This window comes from Prevotella sp. DNF00663 (genome assembly GCF_001553265.1).
Taxonomy (GTDB): Bacteria; Bacteroidota; Bacteroidia; order Bacteroidales; family Bacteroidaceae; genus Prevotella.
The window spans coordinates 19,670-32,221 of the sequence record NZ_KQ960662.1 but is presented as its reverse complement, the minus strand read 5'-3'; the positions used below and the strand labels follow the sequence as shown (position 1 = coordinate 32,221).

The 12,552-nt window shown below is 45.8% G+C and carries 7 protein-coding genes and 1 pseudogene; all 8 read left to right on the top strand.

What is annotated here, in order from left to right:
• Nucleotides 1-8: 8 nt before the first annotated feature.
• Nucleotides 9-401, top strand: a pseudogene (locus HMPREF3034_RS10940) (transposase); the annotation flags it as partial.
• A gap of 189 nt (nt 402-590) precedes the next feature.
• On the top strand, nt 591-1,778 hold the full coding sequence (locus HMPREF3034_RS10935) for a DUF4876 domain-containing protein (protein ID WP_062435572.1): 1,188 nt from the start codon (nt 591-593) through the stop codon (nt 1,776-1,778).
• A gap of 106 nt (nt 1,779-1,884) precedes the next feature.
• Nucleotides 1,885-4,611: a TonB-dependent receptor gene (locus HMPREF3034_RS10930; protein WP_062435570.1), complete on the top strand. Its 2,727-nt coding sequence runs from the start codon at nt 1,885-1,887 to the stop codon at nt 4,609-4,611.
• A gap of 5 nt (nt 4,612-4,616) precedes the next feature.
• On the top strand, nt 4,617-6,233 hold the full coding sequence (locus tag HMPREF3034_RS10925; protein WP_062435569.1) for a DUF6850 family outer membrane beta-barrel protein: 1,617 nt from the start codon (nt 4,617-4,619) through the stop codon (nt 6,231-6,233).
• 16 nt (nt 6,234-6,249) lie between these two features.
• Nucleotides 6,250-9,114 (top strand): S8 family serine peptidase, encoded by a 2,865-nt coding sequence (locus HMPREF3034_RS10920; RefSeq protein ID WP_062435567.1) that lies wholly within the window; start codon nt 6,250-6,252, stop codon nt 9,112-9,114.
• A 4-nt stretch (nt 9,115-9,118) separates the two neighbouring features.
• Nucleotides 9,119-10,051, top strand: coding sequence for a PorV/PorQ family protein (locus tag HMPREF3034_RS10915; RefSeq protein WP_156431122.1), 933 nt, complete (start codon nt 9,119-9,121; stop codon nt 10,049-10,051).
• Between the two features lie 121 nt (nt 10,052-10,172).
• Complete coding sequence (locus HMPREF3034_RS10910) at nt 10,173-11,468, top strand: O-acetylhomoserine aminocarboxypropyltransferase/cysteine synthase family protein (RefSeq protein WP_062435562.1); 1,296 nt, start codon at nt 10,173-10,175, stop codon at nt 11,466-11,468.
• Nucleotides 11,469-11,586: 118 nt separating this feature from the next.
• The gene (gene cysK, locus HMPREF3034_RS10905; protein ID WP_036897471.1) at nt 11,587-12,534 is read left to right on the top strand and encodes a cysteine synthase A; all 948 of its coding nucleotides are present in this window, start codon (nt 11,587-11,589) and stop codon (nt 12,532-12,534) included.
• Nucleotides 12,535-12,552: the final 18 nt, after the last annotated feature.

The window sequence follows — 12,552 nt, the reverse complement described above, 5'->3', positions numbered from 1 at the left end:
CAGACATCAAGAAGGGAAAGATACCGAAACTGGTGTCTTTGCTAACCAACGACTTCGACATGCCCATGGAGACTATCGTAGCCATATACCGCAGGAGGTGGCAGATAGAGTCTCTCTTCAAACAGATAAAGCAAGATTTCCCGCTTAGAAACTTCTATGGGGAGAGTGCCAACGCCATAAAGATTCAAGTATGGGTCACACTCATTGCCAATCTATTACTGTCACTTCTGCAAAGCTCATTACAGAGGCGGTGGAGTTTCTCCGGGCTGGCAACTATGGTGCGCATTGTACTTATGGAATACCTCAACTTGAATAATTTCTTCAATATGCCGGATGCGGACATGAAACTAATGCTTGAAGCAGCGGCTGAATCACCGCCAGGGGTAACAGAAAACGAATAGGGGGCTTGTCAATAACTTGAAAGCATCCTAACTCCTATGTATCAATGAGTTGGGATGAGGATTTTTATGTTTAGCGGACAGTAATATTAGTAAATACCTATTATTAGGTATTGTAGTAGAGAGTTATTACTTATATCTTTGTAAGCAATATTTTGTCATACATATTCAAACCTTTAAAATTATTTAAGAATGAAAAAGCTATTATGGATGTTCATTGCCATACTTTCCTTTATTACGCTATATTCATGTTCGGAAGATGAGCAAGATCAGTTGTGTGCGCTATCCATACAAATTGAAGGCGTAAATGACGCTTCCATGTACGCTAAGTTTCAGGTTAAACTAACCGAACAAAAATCGGGAGCAATGACTACGGCTACCGTCAACGACAAAGGGATTGCCACGACAACACTGCCACAGGGTACATACAAAGTGGTAGTCGAAGATGCGGAGAATGGTGCCTGTACCATGTATGGTGCAGTAGACAACTATACGCTTAGCCAAAAGAACGCAGAGCTGAAACTTGCCGTTAAACCAATTTTTGAGACTTTGGCTAAGACCTTTGTCTTGGACGAACTGTTTTTCAACTGTTCCTCAAACGATGGAGCATACGACCGAAACTATTATGAAGAATATCTCACCATTAAAAATATCAGCAACCAACCATTATACGCAGACGGTCTAAGTGTTGCGATTGCCGCGGATCCTAATGATTCAGAAGCAGGAGAAATGGCCGAATACCTTAAAAAGGACAAAATTGTCATCAGCCAGCTTTACACTATTCCCGGCAAAGGGCGTGAACACCTCGTGCAGCCCGGCCAAAGTATAGTCATTGCGCACTCGGCCGTAGACCATAGCGAAGGTGGAAAGAAAGCAAAAGCGCGTAATTTAACAGGAGCCAACTTCGAGCTTTTTGTTCCCCATCAATATGCCATGACAGTTGATAATCCAGAAGTAGACAATATGATTGTAAACTTTTCTACGTTTCAAGCCTTTCAATGGGGATATGGAGGAGGTATCTCTATTATGCTTGTAAAAACAAAAGAAGACGCTACTCAATATTGCAATGAGAACAAGGTGGCAATGAACAACCCCAATGCTTATACGAACAAAAAGCAAGATTATGTTATTCTTCCTACCAATACTATCATCGATGGTGTTGAGATTGGTGCCAAGGAGTCGCTCGTTCACAAGGCTCTGCCAAATAACATTGATCGCGGTGCCGTATTGATTGACGACACACCGGGCATGATGGGCGGTTTCAAAGGTCTGTTCGTACAACGTAAAACGGCCGAAAAAGGTTATCTGCAAGATACCAACAACAGCTCTGACGACTTTGTTGTTATAGCCAATGGGCAGAAAAACTATATCAAAAAATAGACATCTGATAGAGCGTGCAACCCTTTATCAGCTGCACTAAACGACGACACTAAGGTGCATTACGCATGCGTCTTAGTGTCGTTTACATATATTGTTTCTAATCTTTATGCGTTACAAATTGCTTCTTTCCCTTGTGCTTCAGTTAAGTATCGCGTCTGTTTCACTAGCACAAAACATCCTACAAGGCAAAATATACGATACCAAGACCATGCAACCCGTGAGTTTTGCCAGCGTCTACGCTATAGAAATTGACAAGGGCGTTATGGCTGATGTACAGGGGAAGTATGTCTTTCACCATGCCTTTAGTGGTGATTACCGACTCAGAATTTCATGCATGGGCTACGCCACACAAGAGATAAGCGTCAAGGCAGGCACCGCGTCTCTGAATGTTGCGATGGTCGAACAGAGTGTCACGCTACGCGACTTTACTGTCACCGCCAAATATAATAGCAAAATTGGAAGTGAGGCCACAATCAACCAAGAAGCCTTAGAATACATACAACCCACGTCTTTGAATGATATTTTTGTATTGTTGCCAGGTGGAAAGATGGGCAGCAATAACATTCAAAACAACACACTTATCAGCTCTCGGCAGGTAGGAACAGACCTTGCCACGGCCTTTGGAATGGGCGTTTCTATCAATGGAGTGCCCATACAAAATGATGGCATGCGTATACAGCTGAGCGGACTGACAGGATCTTCCATGGCTGACCCTAACGGCAATGTGACTGCCAACACCGGGATAGACCTGCGAACCATATCCACAGACCATATCGAACGCATCACGGTAACACGAGGAATATCGTCGGCCAAAGAAGGCAACCTTAGCTCTGGAGCTATCAAAATAGATTTGAAGCAAGGCAAAAGCCCATTAAGGATAAGAGCTAAGTTTGACCCTTTAAACAAATTGGCATATGTTGGCAAGGGCTTTTTGTTGTCGGAACAGTTGGGAACGCTATATATTGGCGCAGATATTGTGCAGTCTGCCGCAGATATTGCCGACACGCGCGGAGCGTACAACCGCGTCACAACACAACTCAATTATAACAACAAACGTCAGTGGTGGGGCAAAACCATAGACTTAAACATGCGCGGAAGCTGTGTGACATCATTCAACAACGACAAGACAGATGCATTGATTAAGGCTTATCAGGAGAAATATAACACTTTATACCAACGCCTTGACTTCTCTGCCAAACTGAAGATGGCTCTCGAACTACCATGGATTGACTATATAGAATTGGTGACGTCGACAGACTATACCAACAACAAATTGGAACATCACAAGCATGTTGTCAACCACTCTGTCACTCCCATGCCACAGTCTTATGGCGAAGGTGAGCACGACGGAATCTTCCTGCCATCTACCTACGACACATATTATGAAATTATCAATCGTCCTATCAATACATTCGCACAACTTTGTGGACAAAAATTTGGTAAGTGGAGCAAACACCTAAACTACAACCTGTTACTCGGGTCCTCTCTGAATTATACCAAAAACTTAGGAGACGGAACGATTATGAACCCTCAACGTCCTCTATTTCCAACAAGCAGTTTCATACGTCCGCGCAAGAACAGCGACATCCCCGCATTGGTCAATCAGGCTGCGTTTGCAGAGATGACATTGCGTTTTCAGGCACGACGCAACGAGGTTAACATGCGCATAGGCGTTAGAGAGGCCATGATGCTCAATCTTCCACAATATTATGACCTGCACGGCAAACCGTTGTTAGAGCCTCGCATACAATTGGCTTATACCATAGCAGGGTCTCATCATACGCAAAACACGTTTCGCATAGGATATGGAGTTGAAAACAAGCTGCCCTCTGCCGACTATCTGTACCCTGATAAGGTATACCATGATTTGATGGTTATGAACGCCTACTTCAATGACGAGAGCAAGCGACGTCTCATACTTGACACGCATATGGCCGACCCCTCCAATCCGCATCTGCATGAAAACAAAAACAAAAAGTGGGAAATAGGCTACGACTTTTCTTGTCATGGATGGAAAATAAACCTGTCGGCGTTTCATGAAGAGATAAGCGATGGCATCGAATACTTCACGCAATACGAGCCAGTGACATATACCTATTATTATCAATTGAAACATCCTGTTAGCACAAAACCCTCGCGCCAAGACTTCCTCTCTCGGACCATGCACTCTTTTTTATCTAATCGAATGCCCAAAAACAGCGCGAAAGTAATCAAAAAAGGATTGGAATACCGAATACACATTCCCACCCTAACTGCAATAAAGTCAGACATAGAGGTCAATGGCGCTTACTATCATACCATCTATACCGATGGTGTTCCTGTCATGTATTGGCCAGGCACTATCCAGGACGACAAGCCTTATCCCTACGTGGGACTGTACGATGGATTTGAGAAAAAATATGCATCAAGCCTCAATACCAACATGTGGATTAACACAAGGCTACCCCAATGGAAACTCATCTTTACCAATTTTATACAGACCGTATGGTTCACTAAAAGCAGATTAGGTAAGGATGTCGATATATATCCGGCAAATTACCTCGATTGTGATGGTGTCATTCATCGTTTTCGCTATGAAGAATTGGAACGAAATCCAATACTCCAATCGCTCAAACGCGAATTTACAGGTGCTCGGTACAACGTAAACAAGGCTCCCGTCTCGCTTCTATGGAATATAAAATTGACAAAGGAGATGGGGCGCTCGTTCAAACTTTCGTTCTTCGCCAACAATATTATACAGATTAATCCTAAATATGTAAATGCATATTATCAAACGACGAGAAGCTGGCACAAACCATTCTTTGGCGCAGAACTCACGGTCAACTTTTTTTAAGCAATATGAGAATACCTATTTACATTATCGGCTTGTTGCTATCTATTAGCGTTCAAAATATTTTCGCGCAGAACAACTTAACCTATCTGTTGAGTGGAGACAGGTTGGCCAGTTCCCCCTATGTTGAGCCAATGCCATTTCATAATACTGATATTGAGAACAGCGCTGTATATCTTATGCGTGAGAATGCCGCGCTCTTTCAATTTATGCAATCGCTCAACGATAGCAGCACTTACTTTAAAAGCTGCCGTCGCAATAATGTCAATATACTCAAATCAAGCATTAACCATGTCAATACATCGGGTAAATACCTGTCGTACAATGGATGCAAACTCTTTGATGGAGACATTGCTGCATCAGGAACATACCGCACCAATTATGGTACCATATTCGGAAACGCGACTTACATATACCGTGGCAAAGACGGTGTGACATATAATTATGCCACCCAACCAGAACTTTACAAACCCTATTTTGTAGGTGACACTCTGTCCAAGGGATGGCTGCGCCAAGAAGTTTATTATCTTAAAGGTGGCTACGGCTTCCGATTGGGCAGGCTCTACTATGGCATCGATGCCCTATATGAAGGCATTGCGCAGTCACGTCCGGACAACCCCAAGCAGTCAAATTACTCTTATTGGTTAACATTGGGACTAAACATGGCATACGTTCACCGCCAAAATCTTTACGCCATCAAAGTAACGCCCGAGCTAAACAGGCAGTCCATATCGGCCAACACAGTGTCAGATGGCATACGTTTTTTCCAGTTTTATGGATTTGGGCAATGGCATCGTCAGGAGAGCAAAGGCACGTTGGCATACGGAAGGACACAAAAAACAGAAGGGGTTACGACCGAAATGCTCTGGCAAAGAGACGGGAAAACTGAAGACGAATGGGCCGTTGCCACCCATCTGTCATACAATTACCGCCACGCCTGCACTGAGGAGACTTCGTTCAAAAACCTATTCGAACTTCACACCCACAGGTTCAGCCAACAAGTAGTACTGGACAGACGGTTCGAAAGCTCATCCTTGCACATACAATTGATGGGCAACGAAAATATCAAAAAAGGTGTGGAAAATATCTACGAAAACCAAATACAAAATAAAGAGCAATACATTTATGATGCGAAAAAAGTGGGAAGCGGACAGCTATATAAAGCTCGGAGCCAGTCTGTAGACCTACGTGCCAAGTACATTCTGCCTTTGTCCATAAAGCATCAGGTATACATGATGGCGGCAGCTAACTATTATGGTTACCAAGAGAGTTATGTTTCGCCACGAATGAAGATAACCAATCACTCATTTTCTCCATCGCTTGGCACCGGCTATGCTATGAGCAACACTAGAAACAGTCTTGTGGCAGACTTTCTTCTCGACATGCGGCAGGGAATAAAAAATTATTATTCGGTGCCCATTCCTTTCGACAAGTTTGTCGATGCCCATGCCTACACACCCTATTTGCTGCGTGGAGAGAACGCACAACGTTTTTCGATGCGTATGGGCTATGCCCGAAACCTAAAAGGAAGGCAATGGTTCGGCATCAAAACAACCTTGTCCTACATGCGCTCTGACTATCGAAAAATAACAGCAATGCACTGTAGTTTGTTCTACTTCTTCTAATTCTTATACTTGTATCATGTTCTCAAACAGCATAACATACAGCTTTCATATTGCCCAACAGTTATTGGCAGCAACAGCCATTGTCGCCTTTACGGCATGCACCGACACGATAACTAACACCGATCTGACAAGTCAAACGGAATCGCGTAATGTCTCTATAATACCTAATAGGCTTAATATCAAGCTAAAAGCATGTATCATACAGCAAATAGATAACTCAAAAAACACGCTGTCCACACCAACAGGAAGTGACTTGCTGGATAAATATTTGCATGATGTCGGAGCCAATAAGATAGATCGTATCTTTCCCTTTGTCGGAAAGGATGAGCCTAGGCAACGAGCCGCCGCGCTCAACACATGGTACTCCGTCGCCATGGACAGCACCAAAACGTGTGGAACAAGGGCTGCTACCCAAAATCAATTAGAATCTATCGCAGACTATACCGAGCCTGCTTACCATGCTGTTTTGGAAAACTCTGAATACATACCAAGCGATGACAACTCTCAGACACAAGCAAACGAGAGCACATATTTTAACGACCCCTTGTACGACAAACAGTGGAATCTACATAACAATGGCAATATAGGGAATTATACCGACGGTACGGGAAAGCGCATCACAAGTAGTATTGCACATGCCGACATCAATGCCGAAGCGGCTTGGCGGCAAACAACCGGCGACCCGTCAGTGGTCGTTGCCGTTGTGGATGGTGGCATAGACATTCATCATGAAGATTTGCAAGGAAGCATTTGGATTAACAAAAATGAAATACCAGGCAATGGCATTGACGACGATAATAATGGATATATAGACGATGTGTACGGTTATAACTTTACGGAAGACACTGCGCTCATTACTCCCACGCGACACGCTACGCATGTCGCGGGGATTATCGCCGCTCGCAACAACAACGCAAAGGGCATCAGCGGCATAGCAGGAGGCAATGGTAATCCCGACACGGGGGTCAGACTGATATGCTGTCAGATATTCAGAAACAATCCCAATTACGACCCATCTGACAAACACTCCTCGGAAACCATCGGCACGGGAGACCGCAACCGCGAAGCGGCGGCAATAGTATATGGTGCCAATAACGGAGCGATAATCAGCCAAAACTCATGGGGATACGATCGCATTATGAAACAAACGCCACAAGTTATTAAAGATGCCATCCATTATTTTAACACCTACGCAGGTGGCGACAAGACCGACAAACCATTGATGCAAGGTGGATTGGTGGTATTTGCTGCCGGTAACGATGCCACATCCGCCCCCAGCATGCCTTCGGCGGAATCGTCCGTGGTGTCGGTATCATCTTTCAACCCCGATTTTAGTGCATCTTGGTACACCAACTATGGTTCGTGGACCGACATCTCGGCACCAGGTGGTTCAAAACCAGTAAATGGGCTTTATCCGTTGCAGGACGGCCAGCCCACGTCTGCCATATTGAGCACCGTGCCTGCCACCACAGCTCATCCCAATGGAGGCTATGCCTATATGCAAGGCACGTCAATGGCCACACCACACGTGTCGGCCATTGCGGCACTTATCGTTTCTAAATACGGCAACGGGCATTTCACCGCCAAACAACTTAGGGAAAGACTATTGACAGGTGTTCGCCCAATAGATTACAACAAGTATTTAACCGAGACATATCGCAACTCCATGGGCAGTGGCTATGCCGACGCACTCGTGGCACTGACCGATTACGACCACGACACAACTCCCGCAACACCCTTTTTCCTTGTCAATCAGGCTACACCCGATTATGGTAAAATAAGGCTGGCGTGGACATCAAAAAACAATGGGGCTGATGGCTCATTACAAAAATATGTGCTCTACTGTTCCAAAAATCCCATTACAACAGTCAATTACACCAACAAGGATGTCCAAGCGTACAACATTCCTGCCCAATTTGCCACAGACAACCAAGTGTTTCAATATGCCATCACGCATTTGGATAACAACACAAAATATTATTTTGGCATATTGGCAGAGGCGAGGAATGGACACCAATCGACTTTGACTGTGTTGCCAAACAGCATTGCAACGCTCAACAATACACCACCACAAATCACGCCAGACATTGAAAGCGAGCGCATAACGTTAGCCGGCAATGACACCAAAGACATCACGCTGCGCATCGAAGACCCTGAGAACCATAAATGGACTGTGGCCTTCAGTACTGTTGATAGATTGCGCATCGTCCATACTAAATCCGGGGTAAATATACGCATAGAGGCCAAACATTACATGCCGGGCGTTTATCCAGTCATTGTTAGCGCAAGAGACGAGCTTGGCGCCAAGAGTTCCTATCAATTCATCATAGAGGTGGTGGCAGATAAAGTCCCCTCGATGAAGAGTCAGGCGCAGAAAATACGACTGCGGTTGGGTGAGTGCACACAAATTGATTTACGCGAAATAACGGACGACGAAGACGTGAACTCAGTTCGATACGAACTAATGAACAGTGAAGACCAGGGAACAGATATCTCCGTCAAAGATGGTCGTATGAACGTGATGGGCTCCACGTGGGGACAGCGACAAATACACATAAAAGCCACTGACAAGCACGGACAGAGCTGCACGATGACCTTCGACGTGTTTGTATATCGGAACGAAGGTATATACAGTTTGTTTCCCACGATGACCACTGGAACGTTATATCTCAAGGTGGGAGATACCATTGATGGCCATGTAAAGTGGGAAATAAGGAATGTGGCGGGTAAACTGGTTAAAGCTAACGCTTTTGACACTTCTTCATTAGATGCCGACAAGCGCACTTATTCAATGGATGTGTCAAGCCTCACGGTGGGGCAATACACGCTCTACATAACCTGCCAAGGCAAGACCTACCAAGAAATGTTCGTTAAAAACTAACTCCATGAATAAATATCTCCTCATCGTAGTCGGATGCCTCGTCTCATGCCACGCGATGGCGCAAGGCCGACCTTTTCCCATCACAGACCTACCCTCATCACCCCACTCCCTTAGTATGGGCGAGACTACAACTTTGCGAGATGGCGGTTGCTACGTCTACACACAGCCATCCAATATTTTCATGACGGAAGATACGTCTATGAGAGCTGACTATCAATTTGGTTACATTGACAATGCCGAGCACGTCAACAACTACACATGGCACACGCTCACCATGACTTGGCGACGTGAAAAACAGGCTATATGCGTAGGAATGCGATACCTTGACATGGGCAAGCTGGAACAAAACGTGGATAAAGACATGAACCAGGTGCCTGGAAACGGGAAATGCATGCGTAGCTTCTCATTCGACATGGGATACGCCTTGCAACTAAACAGCAGCCTGTCCGTATATGCCACGGCGGCACTGATGAGCGAGAGGACATTGTTGACTACGAATGGCTGTGCGCTGAGCACAGGTGCAGCCTACTCCTCACATTGGCACAACATGGCATATACCGCCGCCTTGGGAATCCGAGACGTTGGCTTTTACAGCTATCAGAACACCACCAAAATGCTTACCCCACTCGTATATATAGGCGGAAACATCTCTTTACCAACATGGGGCAACCAAAAACTTACTGTCGCTGTAGAATCTGGAGCCTATGTGGGCAATGGACGCGTCAAAAGCAGCTACACCTTCTCGATGGGCGCAGCCTACAGCGTATGCCGTTATCTTAGCTTAAGAATGGGTACCCATTGGGGAGACGAAGATAACTATATGGCATACGGATTAGGTACGAGATTGGGAAAGATAACGATCGAGACTGCCATAAAGACACCGATCACGGCCAATGTTGGCAAGATGTACATGGTTGGGATTGGAGTGAATATTTGACAATATCCGCTTCTTAAACTCTCTATACCACCGTATTTCATGTCTTGAGGAGTTTGTGCCGAAGTCGAGCTCCTGGTGTTGGATAAATACAAAAGTAACTAACAAAAGAAAGGAAGCTATTATGAGCAACGAGAAGAGACTACACTTTGAGACATTGCAACTGCATGTAGGCCAAGAACAGGCCGACCCCGTGACCGACTCACGCGCTGTGCCAATCTACCAGACAACTTCTTACGTGTTCCACGATGCACAGCATGCAGCCGACCGTTTCGGTTTGCGCGATGCCGGAAACATCTATGGTCGTCTCACCAATTCTACCCAAGGAGTTTTCGAGGCTCGTGTGGCAGCACTCGAAGGTGGTGTGGCAGGATTGGCAGTAGCATCGGGAGCAGCAGCCATCGCTTACTCACTGCAAAATATAGCTCGTAATGGCGACCATATCATAGCAGCCAACAACCTCTACGGCGGAACATTCAACTTGATTCAGCACACGCTGAGCACTCAAGGTGTATCGGCTACAGTGGTCGACCCATCGAACTTAGAAGAGATAGATGCCGCTTTCAGGGAGAATACCAAAGCCATAATCCTCGAAACTTTCGGCAATCCAAATGCCAGCGTCACCGACATCGACCGCATCAGCGAAATAGCTCACAAGCATAACACAGTGGTTATCGTAGACAATACGTTCGGAACGCCCTACTTAATTCGTCCGCTTGAGCACGGTGCCGACATCGTGGTGCACTCAGCAACGAAATTTATCGGTGGACATGGAAGTTCGCTTGGAGGTGTCATTGTAGACGGTGGAAGATTCGACTGGAAAAGCAATGCCGACAAATACCCATCACTGGGCAAGCCTGATCCCAGCTATCATGGAGCCGTATTTGCCGACGTAGCCGGTGCAGCAGCTTTTGTTACTCGCATCCGGGCAGTGCTCTTACGCGACACCGGAGCAGCCATCTCGCCATTCAACGCATGGCTTCTATTGCAAGGATTGGAGACATTGAGTCTTCGTGTGGAGCGCCACACCTACAATACAAAGAAGATTGTGGAGTATTTGGCAACTCATCCGAAGGTAGAACGCGTCAACCATCCAGCGCTGGAAAGCCATCCCGACCACGCACTTTATACAAAGTTATTCCCCTATGGAGGCGGTTCTATCTTCACATTCGAGATAAAGGGCGGACAAGAAGCGGCTTGGGCTTTTATTGACCATCTGCGTATTTTCTCGCTACTGGCCAATGTGGCTGACGTGAAATCGCTCGTAATCCACCCAGCAACAACCACCCATTCACAACTATCGGAACAGGAATTGAACGAACAGCACATCTATCCATCGACCATCCGACTCAGTATCGGTACCGAACATGTGGAAGATCTCATTGATGCACTGGACGAAGCGTTCGACTACGTAGCATAAAATAAGACAAGAAATCGCTAGAGAGTCGAATAAAGAAACTCCAAATGACTCTCTGCAAAATACAATAATACGACAAAATAACGTTATAAGAATATCACAACAATTAAAATACAGCATTATGTCAAACATCGTAAAACAAATAACTGACCTTATCGGTCAGACTCCACTTGTACAACTTAACAAGTTTTCAACAGCCAACGGACTCGGCAATCCCATCATTGCCAAGGTAGAATCTTTCAATCCCGGCGGCAGTGTAAAAGACCGTATAGCCTTCGCCATGATTGAAGATGCCGAGAAGAAAGGTATCTTGAAACCCGGTGCAACCATCATCGAACCAACCAGTGGAAACACCGGTGTGGGCTTGGCATTGGTATCTGCCGTGAAAGGATACAAACTTATCCTCACCATGCCCGAAACGATGAGTGTGGAACGTCGCAACCTCGTGAAGGCTTACGGCGCCAAAGTAGAACTCACCAGTGGCAAGGATGGTATGAAAGGAGCTATCAAGAGAGCCGAGGAACTGCGCGATTCAATAGAGGGAGCTGTAATTCTTGGCCAGTTCATCAATCCTGCCAACCCACAGAAACATTATGAGACGACGGGTGAAGAGATTTGGAATCAGACCGACGGAAAGGTGGATATATTCGTAGCCGGCGTGGGAACAGGCGGTACTATATCGGGTATTGGCAAGCGATTGAAGGAACATAATCCCAACGTCAAGGTGATAGCCGTAGAACCAACAGACTCTCCGGTACTGAGCGGAGGTGCTCCCGGCCCTCATAAGATTCAAGGTATAGGTGCCGGTTTCATCCCAGATACCTACAACGCCGCAGTCATTGACGAGGTGTTCCAAGTGGAAAACGACAACGCTATCCGCACCGGAAGACAGCTAGCACAGCAAGACGGTCTGCTCGTAGGAATCTCTTCGGGAGCCGCTGCCTATGCTGCCGCACAAATAGCCAAGCGTCCAGAGAATGCAGGTAAGACCATCGTAGCCCTGTTACCAGACACGGGAGAGCGCTATTTATCGACCGTTCTCTACGCTTTCGAGGAATATCCTCTATAAGAAAAAACATTCAGAGAC

What these genes read in the sequence shown, in the direction of transcription:
- HMPREF3034_RS10935 (WP_062435572.1), top strand. Translation starts at nt 591, where the DNA reads ATGAAAAAGCTATTATGGATGTTCATTGCCATACTTTCCTTTATTACG.
- HMPREF3034_RS10930 (WP_062435570.1), top strand. Translation starts at nt 1,885, where the DNA reads ATGCGTTACAAATTGCTTCTTTCCCTTGTGCTTCAGTTAAGTATCGCG.
- HMPREF3034_RS10925 (WP_062435569.1), top strand. Translation starts at nt 4,617, where the DNA reads ATGAGAATACCTATTTACATTATCGGCTTGTTGCTATCTATTAGCGTT.
- HMPREF3034_RS10920 (WP_062435567.1), top strand. Translation starts at nt 6,250, where the DNA reads ATGTTCTCAAACAGCATAACATACAGCTTTCATATTGCCCAACAGTTA.
- HMPREF3034_RS10915 (WP_156431122.1), top strand. Translation starts at nt 9,119, where the DNA reads ATGAATAAATATCTCCTCATCGTAGTCGGATGCCTCGTCTCATGCCAC.
- HMPREF3034_RS10910 (WP_062435562.1), top strand. Translation starts at nt 10,173, where the DNA reads ATGAGCAACGAGAAGAGACTACACTTTGAGACATTGCAACTGCATGTA.
- cysK (WP_036897471.1), top strand. Translation starts at nt 11,587, where the DNA reads ATGTCAAACATCGTAAAACAAATAACTGACCTTATCGGTCAGACTCCA.